This window comes from Telluria sp. ZT3P25, assembly GCF_059685895.1.
Genome location: NZ_JCASIJ010000001.1, coordinates 35,122 through 49,929, shown reverse-complemented (window position 1 = coordinate 49,929; position 14,808 = coordinate 35,122). Strand labels below are relative to the sequence as shown.

The following is a 14,808-nucleotide window of genomic DNA, read 5'->3' as shown; positions in this document are numbered from 1 at the left end:
ACGCCCGTAAAACTCAGGCGTGCACGATGGGTTCCAGGGCCAACAGCTGATCGTATGGCGGTGCTGCAAGCCACGATCGCAACTGATCAAGGTGTTCGCTGCTCGCCAGACCGATGAACAGGCGCCGAGGGCGTTGGCGCAGCAGACGATTCAATGTTACACGCAAAACCAGATTGCCGTCGCAGCACAGGCAGCCCGGGGCGATGCGCATGACCTGCAGGCCAGGATGGGATTCGAGCGGGGTGGCCGCCACGCCGAGGCCTTCGAGGATGACGGCGTCGAACGGGATGGCGGGCGCCGGTAGGCGGCTGACCGGCGAGGCCGGTCCATCAGCGGCCAGGCCACTGACGGACACAGACGAAGCAGACGCCGCGTCGAAGGGCGCGGCCAACAGCGCCGCAATGGCCCCTTCGCGCGCCGCCGCCGTCGAACCGGTAACGAGACTGGTGGCCGCGCGGGCCATCAGCCCCCTTTCTTGGCCAGCTTGCCCGGCTCGACGCCCAGCTGCTTGAGCTTGCGGTACAAGTGGGTGCGCTCCAGGCCCGTCTTTTCGGCCACGCGCGTCATGCTGCCGCCTTCGCGGCCCAGGTGGTGTTCGAAATACATGCGCTCGAACGCATCGCGTGCTTCGCGCAGCGGCAGGTCGAACGACAGCGTGTAGCCGGTGCCCTCGCCCTGCGACATGGCATGCACGAGACGCGCGCCATTGCCAAGGGGCGTGCCAAGGCCCGGCTGTGCATTGGCCGATGCGAACATCGGCGCCGATGGCGAGGCCGACGCGGATGCAGCGCTGCCGCCGTCAAGGCCCATGCTCGGGACGCTCGGTGCAATCGGGCGCGGTGGGGCCATCGGCGCACGTGCGACTTCCTGCGCGCGGCTCAGGCCCTGTTGCACGGCCTTGAGCAGCTTTTGCAGCGCGATCGGTTTCTCGAGGAAGTTCAGCGCGCCGATGCGCGTTGCTTCGACTGCGGTGTCGATGGTCGCGTGACCCGACATCATGATGACCGGCATGGTCAACAGGCCGTCGCGCTGCCATTCCTTGAGCAGCGTGACGCCATCGGTGTCAGGCATCCAGATATCGAGCAGCACGAGATCCGGGGCACCGGCCGCGCGCGCCTCGCGCGCCTGCTGCGCGTTCTCGGCCAGGGTGATGGCATGACCTTCGTCACCGAGGATCTCGGACAACAGCTCCCGGATCCCCATTTCATCGTCAACTACCAGTATGTTCGCCATCTCTTCTACCTTCCTGATCTTCTACCCGACGTGTGTGCAATTTTATAAGTTTTTTGCACTGAAGGGGAGTTCGAAAAACCATTACGAGCGGAGCCACGATCGGCCGGAAAAACGCACTGTACTGACAAACGCGGCGCGGTGTACTGCCGGACGGTGCGATTGGCAGGGCAACACGCAGCCGCTTGTTCAGTTGTCCTTAAGCCAAGCTTGCTTCGGGAGCTAACTTTAACAGCAAAATCGACACTGCTGCGCCAGTTCCATCGCTGCGGTTTCCGACATCGATGCGGCCACCGTGTTCGTCGATGATTTTCTTGACCATCGGGAGGCCAAGGCCCGTGCCGCGCGCCTTGGTCGTGACGTACGGTTCGAACGCGCGCGCCAGGATGCGGGGCGCGAAACCGGGACCATTGTCGACGATCGCCAGGCGCACTGCGGTGCCGGCAAAGCCACCGGTGCCGGTGTACTGGATCGCTTCGGTCGTGATGTCCACGCGCGGCGCCGGCGCATCCGGCCCGCGCTCGACCAATGCATCCTGCGCGTTCTGGACCAGGTTGTGGATCACCTGGCGCAACTGGGTCGCATCGCCCATCACGCGCGGCAGGTCCGGCGCGAGGTTCGCATGAATGATGTCGCTGCCGTCGTCGGCCAGGTACAGGCTCAGGATCTCGGCGATCAGGCCATTCAGGTCGAGCTGGTCGAGCATCGCCGGCGGCGTGCGCGCATAGTCGCGGAAGTCGTCGACCATGCGCTTCATCGCATCGACCTGGTTGACGATCGTGGTCGTGCCGCGCTGGAGCAGGTCGGCCTGTGCTTGCGGCAGGTGTTCCGCCAGCTTCATCTGCATGCGTTCGGCCGCCAGCTGGATCGGCGTGAGCGGATTCTTGATTTCGTGCGCCAGGCGGCGCGCCACCTCGCCCCAGGCCACCGAGCGCTGGGCCGTGATCACGTCCGAGATATCGTCGAACACGACGATAAAGCCGCTGTCGGCGCCCACCGGCAGGCGCGAGCCGCGCGCCAGCAGCACGATGTCGTGCTCCTGTTCGTCGGCGGCGCCGGTCTTGCGCTGGGCGTCGCGGGGGATCTCGATCTGCTGCTGCCAGTGCGCGCGCTTGCGGCGCTCGGCCGCCACGTGGGCACTCTGCGCCGAGAACGAGCGCGCCACCGTGTTCGAAAAATGCTCAAGGCCGGCGATGCGGTTCAGGGGCCCCGCCATCGCGCCCGGTTCGATCTGCAGGATGCGGTAGGCGGCATCGTTCGAGTTGACCACGATGCCTTCCGCATCGAGCACGATCACACCAGCCGACATATTGGCCAGCACCGATTCCAGGTGGGCCTTGGCGCTTTGCAGCGCGGCGCGGTTGCGCTCCACGGCGCTCCTGGCCTCGAACAGCTGGCCCGTCATCGCATTGAACGATCGGGTCAAGGTACCCAGTTCATCGTTGGTCTCGACGATCGGGCGCGGCGACAGGTCACCCTCGGCCACCGCCTGCGTGCCTTCGGCCAGCACCAGCAGCGGCTGCGCGAGGTTGCCGGCAATGAGGAAGGCGCTGCCGATCGCCCCGAAGATCGCCAGCAGCAGCGTCAGGGTCAAGGTCACGATGTACATCTTGCGCAGGCCGGTACGCGCTTCGAGGCGCAGCCGGTATTCGGTGGAGGCCGAGCGCAGCACCTCGGCATTCGAGGCCAGACCGACCGGCACTGCCTGCAGCAGTTGCAGGTAGCGCTGCTCCACGCCCGGCGGTTCTGGCACGGCCATCACCACGCGCAGGCGCAGGCCGGTCACGGCATCGAGTGCGTTCGAAGCGCCGTCTGCGGCCTCGTCGCCCGCATCGGCAGGGCCGACGCCGCCCTCGGCCTGGGCATACCCGCCCGGCATCCCGGCGCTGCGCAGCATGCGTTCATTGGGTGCGTCGGCAGCCAGGTTGGCGCCGCGGTCTTCGGTGGCGGCTGACAGGACGGCGCCGTTGGCGTCGACCAGCATCACGCTTTGCAGGCCGCTGGTATCAGCCAGCAGGCGCGCGAGTACCGGTTGCGCGGTCATGTCGCTCTGCCCTGCCAGCGTGGCGGCGGCAGTCTGCGCGGTGGCGCCCAGTTCGGACAGCGATTCGTCGAGCGCGGCGCGGCCCAGGTTCAGGCCCGATTCAATCGCCGATTCGATCTTGACGTCGAACCACGAGTCAATGGAGTGCGACACGAACTGCACCGACACGATGAAGATCACAAGGCCGGGCAGGATGCCGATGCCGGCAAACAGCAGCACCAGCCGGGCCATGAGCCGGGAGCCGAACTTGCCGGCCTTGTAGCGGGAATACAGGCGGCCCAGCGCCACGACCACGACGATCAGAAGCAGGAACGCCATCGCGGCGGTCAGGCCCAGCAGCCAGCTGTAGTAGCGGCCGAAGAAGCCCGAGTTGTCCGATGCGCCGGCCAGCAGGAACAGCAGGATCGAGACGATGGCGCCGCCAACGATCAGCGCGTAGCGCACCCCACCGCTGATCACTTCACTCCGCACGGTAGGTGAACGTCTTGCGGCTGGAGGTCAGGCGCCAGTCCGAGTCGTTGAAGGCATTGACCTGCAACGGCTTTTGCAGGTACTCGCGGTCCATGAACATGCGCAGCGAGACTTCATAGACTTCGCCGGCCTTGAGCGTGCCCTTGGGCGCGATCAGCCAGCGCGTCGGGCGCCGGATCATGAACATCGCGTCTTCAAAGGTCTGGAAACGTTCCTGGAACGAGCCCACCACGACCACGTAATACTGGCGCGTGAGCACATCGTACGAAATGCGGATGGTGCGTTTTAATGAGACCGCTTTTTCGTCGCGCCAGTACCAGCGCGGGCGCGTGAGTTCGATCTCGGTGGTGAAGTGCAGCTGGACCCCGTGCTGGATCGCGTCCTTCAGGCCGTGGTTCAGTTCGAAGTTGTAGGCCGTGTTGAGGCGGTAGCCATCGTCGCTCGCTTCGATGGTTGCGCGGGTGATTTCGATATCGTCGGCCGCCTGCGCCGGCGTGCCCATGGCAACGCACGCGATCGCCAGCAGCAACTGACAGGCGAAAAGGCGGAAAAATCGTAACGTCACGGGGGAGCCGGGGCCTTAAATAATGCGCGTGGTGAAAAGAACTTCACGCCGCTTTCTTCTGGAACAGGGCGTAGAACAAACCGTCATGATCCTGTCCAGCGCCACCGACGGGCAGCAGTTGGCCCGGCGCATCGAGGCGGACCGCGTCGTGGCGGGCCGCGAAGGCAGCCGCCTGCGCCTCCGATTCCTGGGGCCAGAGCGAACATGTCACGAATAGCAATTTACCATTCGGCAGCAGCATCTGCCAAAGGTTGTCGAGTATTTTGGCTGAAAGTGTTGCAAGTTGGGATGTATCCGACTTGCGGCGCAACCAGCGGATATCCGGGTGGCGGCGCACGATGCCCGACGCCGTGCACGGCACGTCGGCCAGGATGCGGTCGTATTGACGGCCATCCCACCAGTCGGTCGCGCCGGCATCGGCCGTCACGAGCTGCGCGGCCAGGCCCAGGCGGCCGAGGTTGTCACCCACGCGGCCGAGGCGCAGCGCATCGGTATCGACGGCCGTGAGCTCCACGTTCGCCACCTCGAGGATATGGCCGCTCTTGCCGCCGGGCGCCGCGCACGCATCGAGCACGCGCATGCCGTCCTGCAGGTCGAGCAGCGGCGCGGCCAGCTGGGCGCCGGCATCCTGTACCGACACCACGCCTTCGGCAAAGCCGGGGATCTGGCTCACATTGATCGCCTGCGCCAGGCGCACCGCGTACGGCCCCACCTGCTCGGCGTCCAGGCCGGCATCCTGCAGCGACTGCAGGTACGCGGCGACCTCTTGCCGGCGGCGGTTCACGCGCAGCGTCAGTGGCGGGTGCGCGTTGCCGGCAGCAAGCACCGCTTCCCAGTCGCGCGGGTACGCGGCGCGCGCCGTGTCGATCCACCACTGCGGATAATTCCAGCGCGCCAACGGCGTGCGCAGCGCTTCTTCCACAAGCGATTCACGCTCGCGCAGGAAGCGGCGCAGCACCGCATTGACCATCGCCTTGGCGTGTGCAAAATCGGGGTGCGCTGCCGCGCCGGTGACGGCCTGGTCGACCACGGTAAACGCTTCGTATGGCGCCGGCATGCCCTCGGGCGGATCGAGCAGCGACAACGCCGCGCACAGCAGCGCGCCCAGCATCGGCGGCTCGGGCGCCTTGCTCGTCATCAGGCCCAGCAGCGTTTCGCTGCGGCCCAGCTGGCGCATGGTGCGGTAGGCGATGTCCTGGATCGCGCCGCGCGTTTGCGGCGTGACGTCGTAGGCGCCGAACACGATCGACAGCGCCTGCGGCAGCGCCATGCCGCCCTGCACACGGGCGACGGCGCTGGCCGCGCCCAGCAGCGCAAGGGCCAGCGAGTCGGATTTGAGGTCGGGCTTGTAGTCGCGTTGCGGGGCGACCTTCACTTCATGACTGGCGCGCAGGCGCGGCTCTTCACGCTGCGGGCGCGCAACGTGGTGCTTCAACTGATAACCGGACGCCGATGCCGGCTGGGCCGGTGCGCGTTCGCCTTGCAGTGCCTGGCCATCCTTTGCCTGGCTGCCCTGCGCCTGACTGCCCTGCCCTTGTCCCTGTGCGCGTGGTTGCCCGCGCTCGGCGGCCTGGGCCGGCTTGCGGCCTGCTGCGCCGGCACCGCGCCGGTCGGACGCCGGCTTGGCCTTGGGTTTCAGGGAGAGCGTTGGACGCTTGTCAGTCATGGCGAATAAAATGTTGCGAAAATGGGCTCCCATTGTAACGGTTATGCCTTTGACGACGCTTAATATAGTGGCCGCTGTGGTTATCCTGATAGTGGGTGATACGCTGGCCGCTGGCGCCGCAGCCCGCCAAAGCGGCCCGTCAAGCTAGTATAATGTGCACTGTTTGCCTGACCTCCAGGCGCCGCCTCATTACATTTTCGACCATTCCCATGCTCGCCCAACAAAAACAACAAATCGTTGCCCTGTTCCAGGCCGCCCTCGCGCCGATCGTTGCCGGTACCGATCTCACCCCGAACGTGGTGCTCGAACGGCCCCGCGATCCATCGCACGGCGACATCGCCTGCAATATCGCGATGCAGCTGGCCAAGCCACTCAAGACCAACCCGCGCGAACTGGCCACGCGCCTGGTCGCCGCACTGCTGGCCGAACCAGGCGCGCAGGGCCTGATCGAGGCCGCCGACATCGCCGGCCCCGGCTTCATCAACCTGCGCGTGGCCGCCAGCGCCAAGCAATCGGTCGCGCGCAGCGTGCTCGAACAGGGCGCGGCATTCGGTAGCAGCACCAGCGGTGCCGGCCACCATGTGATCATCGAATTCGTCTCGGCCAACCCGACCGGCCCGCTGCACGTCGGTCACGGCCGCCAGGCCGCGCTGGGCGACGCGATGGCGTCGCTGTTCCTGTCGCAGGGCCATGACGTCACGCGCGAGTTCTATTACAACGATGCGGGCGTGCAGATTGCCACGCTGGCGAACTCGGTGCAGGCGCGCGCGCGTGGCTTCAAGCCGGGCGACGCCGAGTGGCCCGAATCGGCCTACAACGGCGACTACATCGCCGACATCGCCGCCGACTTCCTGGCCAAAAAAACCGTCTCGGCCAGCGATGGCGAGCCGGCCACCGCCAGCGGCGACGTCGACGACCTCGAATCGATCCGCCGCTTCGCCGTCACTTACCTGCGCAACGAGCAGGATCAGGATCTGCAGGCCTTCGGCGTCAAGTTCGACAACTACTACCTCGAGTCGTCGCTGTACGCCGACGGCAAGGTCGATACCGCCGTCAGGACGCTGGTCGACTCGGGCAAGACCTACGAGGACGGTGGCGCGCTGTGGCTCAAGACCACCGACTACGGCGACGACAAGGACCGCGTGATGCGCAAGTCCGACGGCACCTACACGTACTTCGTGCCGGACGTGGCGTACCACATCCAGAAATTCCGCCGCGGCTTCGACCAGGCGATCAACATCCAGGGCAGTGACCACCACGGCACGATCGCGCGCGTGCGCGCCGGTCTGCAGGCGGTCGACATCGGGATCCCGCAAGGCTATCCCGACTACGTGCTGCACAAGATGGTCACCGTGATGAAGGACGGCGAAGAGGTCAAGATTTCCAAGCGCGCCGGCTCTTACGTCACCGTACGCGACCTGATCGACTGGTCGGGCGCGGGCGATGTCACGCGTGGCCGCGACGCGGTGCGCTTCTTCCTCATCTCGCGCAAGGCCGACACCGAGTTCGTGTTCGACGTGAACGTCGCGCTCGAAACGAGCGACGAAAACCCGGTGTACTACGTGCAGTACGCCCACGCGCGCATCTGCTCGGCGCTGGCCAACTGGGGTGGCGATGTCGCCTTGCTGGCCGGCGTCGATTTGTCGCCGCTCACCTCGCCGAAGGAATTCGAACTGCTGGCCAAGCTGGCGTCGTACCCTGAAGTGCTCGAGCGCGCCTTGGGCGAACTGGGCCCGCACCAGGTCGCGTTCTACCTGCGCGAACTGGCCGGCGACCTGCACAGCTACTACTTCGCGCACAAGTGGCTGCTGGACGACGACGAGCCGCTCAAGCTGGCCCGTCTCGCGCTGGCCGCCGCCACGCGCCAGGTGCTGCGCAACGGCCTCGCGCTGATCGGCGTGTCGGCGCCGGACAAAATGTAAAACTGCATCCCACTGCTTAACCAGAAAGCGTCATGACCGCCATTCGATCCTTCTCGCCCCTCCGCCAGCGCGGCAGCACCCTGACGGGCATCATCATCGGCCTGATCATCGGGCTGGGCATCGCAGTGGCGGTCGCACTCGTGATCACCAAGGGCGCCTCGCCCTTTACCGATCGCTCCAACAAGATGGGGCGTCCGGCCGACCTCGAGCCGAGCCAGGCCAACGATCCGAACAAGCCGCTGTACGGCACCCGCACGCCGGTGCGCGAAACACCGAAGCCGGTGCCGAGTGCACCAGCTGCCGCGCCGGCAGCACCGGCAGCACCCGCAGCGCCGACTGCAGCGCCCGCAGATGCCGATCCACTGGGCGCCGCAATCGCCGGCATGCAAACGCCGCGCCGCACGCCGGCACCGGCGCCATCGCCGGCACCCGTCAACACGGTCGCAGCAGCACCGGCGGCGGCCGCCGTCACCGACGGCTATATCTATTACCTGCAAGCGGGCGCGTTCCGTGAAATGTCGGACGCCGAAAACACCCGCGCCAAGCTGGCCCTGCTGGGCTTCGAGGCCGCGATCACCGACCGCAGCACCGACAGCGGCGTGCTGCATCGCGTACGCGTCGGCCCGTTCACGCAGGTCGAAGGCGTCAACCGCGCGCGCGCCAAGCTGCTCGACAGCGGCATCGACGTCGCCATCGTGCGCAACCAGCGTTGATCCGGCATGTCGCTGCCGGCGAAGCGCGTCTTCATCACCGGCGCGTCGAGTGGCATCGGCGCCGCGCTGGCGCGCGAGTATGCGGCGCGCGGCGCCACGCTGGGCCTGCTCGGCCGGCGGCGCGACGCACTCGACCAACTGCGGCAATCGCTCCCTGATTCCTCGCGCCACCAGGTGTATGCGGTCGACGTGCTCGAGCGCGCGGCCCTTGCTAGCGCCGCGCAGGATTTCATCGCTGTGAACGGCGGCGCCGATATCGTCATCGCATGCGCCGGCATCTCGCAGGGCACGCTGACCGAGCAGGCCGACGATCTGGCCGTGTTCGACGCCGTCTTCGCCACCAATGTGAATGCCACGGTGGCGACGTTCGCACCGTTCATCGCCGCCATGAAAACCCAGCCGACGCCGTGCCGCCTGGTCGGCATCGGCAGCGTGGCCGGTATTCGCGGCATGCGCGGTGCCGGCGCCTACTGCGCCAGCAAGGCCGCGCTGCACAGCTATTGCGAAGCGCTGCGCGTGGAACTGCGCCCGTCAAATATTCGCGTGGTGACTATCGCCCCCGGCTACATCGATACCCCCATGACCCGCGCCAACCGCTTCCCTATGCCTTTTTTGATGCCCCCTGAACGCTTTGCCACGCGGGCTGTCGCGGCGATCGCGCGCGGTGACAGTTACCGCGTGCTGCCGTGGCAGATGGGCGTCGTCGCCAAGCTGCTGCGCCTGATGCCCAACGCCCTCTTCGACCGTCTCTTTGCGCGCGCGCCGACCAAGCCGCGCCGGGAGCAACCATGAACGCCGCCGCCATTGCCGCGCTGTCACGCGCAGGCGTCGCCGTTGAAGTCGTCGCGCAGACCGGGTCGACCAATGCCGATCTGCTCGCGCGCGCCAGCACACTTGCTGCCCCGCTGCTGCTGGTGGCCGAACATCAAAGCGCCGGCCGCGGGCGCGCGGGCCGCAGCTGGCTGTCGTCGCCCGAAGGCTCGCTGACGTTTTCGCTGGCCTGGCGCTTCGACGGCGGGCCGCAGGCGCTGCTTGGCCTGCCGCTGGCGGTGGGCGTGGCGCTGGCCGACACGCTGGGCACGCTGGGCCAGCAAGTGCAGTTGAAATGGCCGAACGATGTCCTCAAGGATGGCGACAAACTGGCCGGCATCCTGATTGAAACCCAGTCCGCCCCTGGCGGTGGCACCTGGACCGTGATCGGCATCGGACTGAACCTGTTGATGCCGGACGAGATGGAAGCGCAGCTGGGCCGCAGCGCGGCCGGCATGCCATGGCTGGCGCGCATGGACCGTGACGCGTTGCTGGCGGCGCTGCTCGACGGCCTGGCGGACTGCCTGCGCGAATTTACCGCGCGCGGGTTTGCCGCCTTCAGCGCGCGCTGGAATCTGCGCCATGCATGGCAGGGCGAGACCGTCGTCCTGCTCGACGGCGGCGTCGTGCGGCACGAAGGCCGCGCGGCCGGTGTCGACGATAGTGGGCGCTTGCTGCTCGATACCGCCGAAGGCCGCATCACCGTGATGGCCGGCGACGTCTCGCTGCGGGTGAAAGCATGATGCTGCTGATCGATGCCGGGAACACCCGTGTCAAGTGGGCGCTGGCAGACGACGGCGCGGCGCCTGGCGTCTGGTCGGCTACTGGCGCGGTAGCGCATGCCGGGCTGGATGCATTGGCGTCCGACTGGACCGGGGCCACGCGCGTGCTGGTCTCGAACGTGGCGGGACCCGTGCTGGCCGAACGCATCGCTGCCCTGCTGCCGGCGCATGCACAGGTCGAGTGGTTCGCGTCCACGCCGCAGCGCGCAGGTGTCACCAACGGCTACCGCGACCCGGCGCGGCTCGGGTGCGACCGCTTCGCCGCTGCCATCGGCGCGCGCGCGCTGGCACCCGGCCAGGACCTGATCGTGGCCACCTGCGGCACCGCGACCACGGTCGACGCGGTGCGCGCCGATGGCCACTTCATCGGCGGCATGATCCTGCCCGGGCTGGCCCTGATGGCGGCGAGCCTGGCGCGCAACACGGCGCAACTGCCGCAGGTCGATGCCGGCGCATTGCCGCCACTGTTCGGCGACAACACGCACGATGCGATCCTGTCCGGCCTGCTCTCGGCGCAGGCCGGCGCGATCGAGCGCGCGGTGGCTGGCCTGGCCGGCGCCTTCTGCATCGTCTCGGGTGGCGCCGCGCCGCATATCGCGCCAGCCCTCAAGGTTGCGCACAAGGTGGTCGATAACATCGTACTGGTCGGCCTGCATGCAGCAGCCACCGGCTCGACGGGGGATATGCGGTGCTGAAATTCGTGTTCTGGGCGCTACTGGGCGCCAACGGGGTCTTGCTGGCGTATGGCCAGGGCCTGCTCGGCCAGTCGCCAGATGCGGCGCGCGAGCCGGCGCGCCTGAAGAACCAGCTCGCGCCCGAACGCATGCAGCAGCTCACGCCAACGCAGGCCAGGCAGGCTGCGGCCAGCGTTGTACCGGCGCCGCAAGCCGAGGTGGCTACTCCTGCTCCAGAGCCTGCGCCTGTGCCTGCGCCCCCACCGGTAACCCGGAACCTGGTCGCCTGTGTGCAGGCTGGCCCGTTCAGCACGGCCGATGCGCGCCGCTTCGAGGCACGTGTCGCGCGTCTTGGCCTGGCAGCGCGCCAGTCGCGTATCGAGATCCCGTTCCAGGAAGTGACGAGCCGCCTGGTCTACCTGCCACCGAACGGCGGTCGCGAAGGCGCCCAGCGCCGCGTCGCCGAGCTCAAGGAGCGCGGCGTGACCAACTTCTTCATCATGCAAAATGACACGTCGCCATTACGGTATGCGATTTCGCTGGGCGTGTTCAAGTCGGACGGGGCGGCGCAAAAGCTCGTGGCCGACCTGCAGCGCCAGGGCGTGCGCGGTGTGCGCATTCTGCCGCGCGGGCCTCAGGTGACGCGCGCCGGCTATCAGTACCGCCAGATCGAGGCTGGCGAGCGCGATCGCCTGACTGGTATTGCCGATAACTACAACGGTGTCGAAGTCACCCGCTGCAGCTGATCCTGTTTCAAGATCAACAACGGCGCACCTGTGGGTGCGCTTTTTTTCGTCCCTACGTGTTGCGCGGACGCTGAAACCTGTCGAATTTCTTTACACCAAATTCTTTTAAGAAAATAAGATTGTTTATAATCAATGAGTTGCTTTGCTGGCACAAGTATTGCTATATACAAATTATCGTTTCTTAAATTCAAAACTAGGGGTTTGCCATGAAAAAACTGATCACCACCGCTCTGCTGACCGCACTCTGCACTATCTCCGCTGCAGCACTGGCCACGCCCATCGCGATGACGGGCGCATTTGCCTCGAGCGACATGGCAAACAACAACTACAGCGCCGTGTTCAGTGGCAAATCGTTCCTGCCGGCCGACTACACGGTCAACAGCCTGACGTACTCGTTCTCGTTCCGCGACGATGGCACCGATATGTTCACGACGTCGGCGCCAGTTTCCACTGGCAGCAACATGACGGGCTGGATGCCCCACACCTCGATCAGCTATGCACGCTACCTGACCAATTACGCGACGGTGGAGCGCACGGGCCAGCAGGAAAGCGCCGCCCTGTCGATCGGTGGCGTTGCTCTCGGCACGGGCAGCACGTCATTGCTTGAGTCGAGCACGACCGCATCGAGCCCACTTCAGGTCAAGTACGAAGGCACGGGCTGCTACTCCTACCAGTGCTACGACTTCTACACGAAGGGCTGGACCGACACCACGACCATCACCCGTGACTACACCGGCGCCTTCACCATCAGCGGGATCATCTCGAACCAGTCGATCATCGACGAACTGCTGCGCAGCGACCAGCTGACGCTGAACCTGAAAGTCGCGGGCGACCTGGTGCTGACCAATTCGCAGCTGCTGCTGGACTACACGAAAGTCGTGGCGTCTGCCGAAGTGCCGGAACCATCGAGCATCCTGCTGGCGCTCGCCGGTCTGGCCGGTCTGGGCGCCGTGCGTCGCCGCAGCAAGCGCGTGGCGGCATAACGCAGTTTCAGAAAGCCTGGCGAGGCGTCAGCGCCGCACGACGATCGGCTTCAACCCCAACGAAGCCGGCAGCGCGTCCATCGCCTCGATCGCCTCGGCGCGGGTCGGATACGGCCCGCCGTACAGGCGATTGAATGAACCCACCTTCACAACTTCGAGCGTGCCCACGTCCACGCCGGCGCGCGCGATCTGGTCGCTGATCGCTTCGGCGGTGCCGGTGCGGCCATACGCGCCAAGCTGGATGTAGTAGTCGCCCGTCGTGGCGCGCGGCGCAGGTGCCTCTTGCGCCGCTGGTGTCGCCGGCTCCACCAGGCGCACGACGGCGCCGCTGTCCGACCGCACCCGGTCTTCGAGCATCAGCGCGGCGATCTCGGGCGGCGCCGATTGCGCCTGTGATGTCGCTTCACGCCGCGCGGCGGCAATCTGCGCCGGATTGACGATCGGATCGCCCGGGAACAGGCGCTCGATCTCGACCTCGTGGCTGCCATTACCGAGCAGGCCCAGTTTCAGCGCGGCCGTGTACGACACATCGATGATGCGCGTGGAATGGAACGGGCCGCGATCGTTGATGCGGACGACCACCGACTGGCCGCTTTCCAGGCTGGTCACGCGCACGTACGACGGAATCGGCAGCGTCGGGTGTGCACCCGTCATCTTGTACATGTCGTAGAGCTCACCGGACGCGGTGCGCTGGCCATGGAATTTCTTGCCATACCAGGTGCTGATGCCGCGCTGGGTCCACCGTTCATCATTGCCCAGCGGCGTGTAGGTCTTGCCCAGCACCGTGTAGGGACGGCTGGTGAACTTGTTGAACGGTTCGGCCATGACGACCGCGTCGGGCGTTTCGAGCAGCCCGTCGGACGGATTCTCGCCCGGGCCGTCGTCCTTGTAGTAGCCGCCCCGCCCCGAATTGGCAGCCGGCAGCTTGGGCGCGGGGCCATGCTTGGCGGTGGGCTTGTGCGGCCACGGAAATGGCGACAAGCGTTTGTGTTCACCGGTACTGCTGCACGCCGTGACAAGAAAGGCAACCGCTACGACCGCCGGGATGTTTTTGCGAACGCCCATTGGCAGTCCTCCTGCTAGTTAAGTCTTCACCAGTTTACGGTGTCTTTGAATACTCATCAATATGCCGGCGCCAAGGCCGAGTGTGATAAAGGCAGTGCCGCCATAGCTCATGAAGGGCAGTGGCACCCCGACCACGGGCAGAATGCCCGCCACCATGCCCATGTTGACAAAGGCATAGGTAAAGAAAATCATCGAGATCGATCCGGCCAGCAGCCGCCCGAAGGTATTGGCTGCATTGGCCGCGATCATCAGGCCACGCCCGATCAGCAGCAGGTACACGAACAGCAGGAACAGGTTGCCGATCAGGCCGAATTCTTCCGAATACACCGAGAACACGAAGTCGGTGGTCCGCTCGGGCACGAATTCCAGGTAACCCTGGGTGCCCTTCATGTAGCCCTTGCCGCTCACGCCACCGGAGCCGATCGCGATGATCGACTGGATGATGTGGAAGCCCTTGCCCAGCGGGTCGGAGGTGGGATCGATCAGCGTCATCACCCGCTCGCGCTGGTAGTCGTGCATCATCGACCAGCCCACCGGCAGGCTGGCCAGCCCCAGTACCGACACGGCGGCGATGGCCTTCCATGACAGGCCGGCCAGGAAGATCACGTACAACCCCGATGACGCCACCAGCAGCGACGTGCCAAGGTCGGGCTGCTTCATGATGAACGCCACCGGGATCATCAGGAGCGCCCCGGCGGCCAGATAATTCTTCCAGCCCGCGACCTGGGCCCGGGTCTGGAAATACCAGGCCAGCATCAGGGGCACGCCGATCTTCATGATCTCGGACGGCTGGATGTCGATCACGCCGATGTGCAGCCAGCGCCGCGCGCCCTTCTTGATCAGGCCAAACATGGCCACCGCGATCAGCAGCGCGACCCCGATGGTATAGATCGGCACGGCCAGGCGCATCAGCGTTTGCGGCGCGATGTTCGCGGCGATCCACATCACGGCAAACGACAGCAGGAAGTTACGGATCTGGTGCTCGACCCGGTCCGGGAAGTCGGCGCCGGCCGATGACATGGTGATCATGCTGATCGTGACCAGGACTGCCAGGATCAGCGTGAGCGGCAGGTCGAACACCGTGAAATAGGGGCGCAGGCGCCGCCGCAGCGAACGCCGTTCTGGAATATGGGCCAT

14 protein-coding genes are annotated in these 14,808 nt (G+C 66.0%); 7 read left to right on the top strand and 7 right to left on the bottom strand.

Annotation, left to right across the window (positions count from 1 at the left end):
* Nucleotides 1-13: 13 nt before the first annotated feature.
* The 5 genes from AC56LY_RS00230 to rsmB form a co-directional block, all read right to left on the bottom strand.
* The gene (locus tag AC56LY_RS00230; protein ID WP_499575458.1) at nucleotides 14-463 is read right to left on the bottom strand and encodes a GTPase; all 450 of its coding nucleotides are present in this window, start codon (nucleotides 461-463) and stop codon (nucleotides 14-16) included.
* Nucleotides 463-1,233 (bottom strand): response regulator, encoded by a 771-nt coding sequence (locus AC56LY_RS00225; RefSeq protein ID WP_499575456.1) that lies wholly within the window; start codon nucleotides 1,231-1,233, stop codon nucleotides 463-465. Before AC56LY_RS00225 ends, AC56LY_RS00230 begins: the two co-directional genes overlap by 1 nt.
* Before the next feature lie 196 nt (nucleotides 1,234-1,429).
* On the bottom strand, nucleotides 1,430-3,730 hold the full coding sequence (locus AC56LY_RS00220) for a sensor histidine kinase (protein ID WP_499581887.1): 2,301 nt from the start codon (nucleotides 3,728-3,730) through the stop codon (nucleotides 1,430-1,432).
* Nucleotides 3,731-3,734: 4 nt separating this feature from the next.
* Complete coding sequence (locus tag AC56LY_RS00215; protein WP_499575453.1) at nucleotides 3,735-4,310, bottom strand: DUF4390 domain-containing protein; 576 nt, start codon at nucleotides 4,308-4,310, stop codon at nucleotides 3,735-3,737.
* Between the two features lie 43 nt (nucleotides 4,311-4,353).
* The gene (rsmB, locus tag AC56LY_RS00210; RefSeq protein ID WP_499575451.1) at nucleotides 4,354-5,976 is read right to left on the bottom strand and encodes a 16S rRNA (cytosine(967)-C(5))-methyltransferase RsmB; all 1,623 of its coding nucleotides are present in this window, start codon (nucleotides 5,974-5,976) and stop codon (nucleotides 4,354-4,356) included.
* Between the two features lie 209 nt (nucleotides 5,977-6,185).
* On the opposite strand from rsmB, the gene argS reads away from it, so the two are divergent.
* The 7 genes from argS (at nucleotide 6,186) to AC56LY_RS00175 (ending at nucleotide 12,606) form a co-directional block, all read left to right on the top strand.
* Nucleotides 6,186-7,898 carry an arginine--tRNA ligase gene (argS, locus tag AC56LY_RS00205; RefSeq protein ID WP_499575448.1) on the top strand — a complete coding sequence of 571 codons (1,713 nt, stop codon included), beginning with the start codon at nucleotides 6,186-6,188 and terminating at the stop codon, nucleotides 7,896-7,898.
* Nucleotides 7,899-7,930: 32 nt separating this feature from the next.
* Entirely contained in the window at nucleotides 7,931-8,611 is a 681-nt protein-coding gene (locus AC56LY_RS00200) for an SPOR domain-containing protein (RefSeq protein ID WP_499575446.1), read from the top strand.
* A gap of 6 nt (nucleotides 8,612-8,617) precedes the next feature.
* Nucleotides 8,618-9,403, top strand: a complete 786-nt coding sequence (locus AC56LY_RS00195; RefSeq protein WP_499575444.1) for an SDR family oxidoreductase — start codon at nucleotides 8,618-8,620, stop codon at nucleotides 9,401-9,403.
* Nucleotides 9,400-10,164 carry a biotin--[acetyl-CoA-carboxylase] ligase gene (locus tag AC56LY_RS00190; RefSeq protein WP_499575442.1) on the top strand — a complete coding sequence of 255 codons (765 nt, stop codon included), beginning with the start codon at nucleotides 9,400-9,402 and terminating at the stop codon, nucleotides 10,162-10,164. The genes AC56LY_RS00195 and AC56LY_RS00190 overlap by 4 nt, the downstream gene beginning before the upstream one ends.
* Nucleotides 10,161-10,898 (top strand): type III pantothenate kinase, encoded by a 738-nt coding sequence (locus AC56LY_RS00185; protein WP_499575439.1) that lies wholly within the window; start codon nucleotides 10,161-10,163, stop codon nucleotides 10,896-10,898. The genes AC56LY_RS00190 and AC56LY_RS00185 overlap by 4 nt, the downstream gene beginning before the upstream one ends.
* Nucleotides 10,892-11,623, top strand: coding sequence for an SPOR domain-containing protein (locus tag AC56LY_RS00180; protein ID WP_499575436.1), 732 nt, complete (start codon nucleotides 10,892-10,894; stop codon nucleotides 11,621-11,623). Before AC56LY_RS00185 ends, AC56LY_RS00180 begins: the two co-directional genes overlap by 7 nt.
* Before the next feature lie 206 nt (nucleotides 11,624-11,829).
* Nucleotides 11,830-12,606, top strand: a complete 777-nt coding sequence (locus AC56LY_RS00175; RefSeq protein ID WP_499575433.1) for a PEP-CTERM sorting domain-containing protein — start codon at nucleotides 11,830-11,832, stop codon at nucleotides 12,604-12,606.
* Between the two features lie 27 nt (nucleotides 12,607-12,633).
* Here AC56LY_RS00175 and AC56LY_RS00170 read toward each other — a convergent pair whose 3' ends face one another.
* Both AC56LY_RS00170 and rodA read right to left on the bottom strand, forming a co-directional pair.
* Nucleotides 12,634-13,671 (bottom strand): septal ring lytic transglycosylase RlpA family protein, encoded by a 1,038-nt coding sequence (locus tag AC56LY_RS00170; protein WP_499575430.1) that lies wholly within the window; start codon nucleotides 13,669-13,671, stop codon nucleotides 12,634-12,636.
* Nucleotides 13,672-13,689: 18 nt separating this feature from the next.
* Nucleotides 13,690-14,808 (bottom strand): rod shape-determining protein RodA, encoded by a 1,119-nt coding sequence (rodA, locus tag AC56LY_RS00165; RefSeq protein WP_499575425.1) that lies wholly within the window; start codon nucleotides 14,806-14,808, stop codon nucleotides 13,690-13,692.

What these genes read in the sequence shown, in the direction of transcription:
- AC56LY_RS00230 (WP_499575458.1), bottom strand. Translation starts at nt 463, where the DNA reads ATGGCCCGCGCGGCCACCAGTCTCGTTACCGGTTCGACGGCGGCGGCG.
- AC56LY_RS00225 (WP_499575456.1), bottom strand. Translation starts at nt 1,233, where the DNA reads ATGGCGAACATACTGGTAGTTGACGATGAAATGGGGATCCGGGAGCTG.
- rsmB (WP_499575451.1), bottom strand. Translation starts at nt 5,976, where the DNA reads ATGACTGACAAGCGTCCAACGCTCTCCCTGAAACCCAAGGCCAAGCCG.
- argS (WP_499575448.1), top strand. Translation starts at nt 6,186, where the DNA reads ATGCTCGCCCAACAAAAACAACAAATCGTTGCCCTGTTCCAGGCCGCC.
- AC56LY_RS00200 (WP_499575446.1), top strand. Translation starts at nt 7,931, where the DNA reads ATGACCGCCATTCGATCCTTCTCGCCCCTCCGCCAGCGCGGCAGCACC.
- AC56LY_RS00195 (WP_499575444.1), top strand. Translation starts at nt 8,618, where the DNA reads ATGTCGCTGCCGGCGAAGCGCGTCTTCATCACCGGCGCGTCGAGTGGC.
- AC56LY_RS00190 (WP_499575442.1), top strand. Translation starts at nt 9,400, where the DNA reads ATGAACGCCGCCGCCATTGCCGCGCTGTCACGCGCAGGCGTCGCCGTT.
- AC56LY_RS00185 (WP_499575439.1), top strand. Translation starts at nt 10,161, where the DNA reads ATGATGCTGCTGATCGATGCCGGGAACACCCGTGTCAAGTGGGCGCTG.
- AC56LY_RS00175 (WP_499575433.1), top strand. Translation starts at nt 11,830, where the DNA reads ATGAAAAAACTGATCACCACCGCTCTGCTGACCGCACTCTGCACTATC.
- AC56LY_RS00170 (WP_499575430.1), bottom strand. Translation starts at nt 13,671, where the DNA reads ATGGGCGTTCGCAAAAACATCCCGGCGGTCGTAGCGGTTGCCTTTCTT.
- rodA (WP_499575425.1), bottom strand. Translation starts at nt 14,808, where the DNA reads ATGGCCCATATTCCAGAACGGCGTTCGCTGCGGCGGCGCCTGCGCCCC.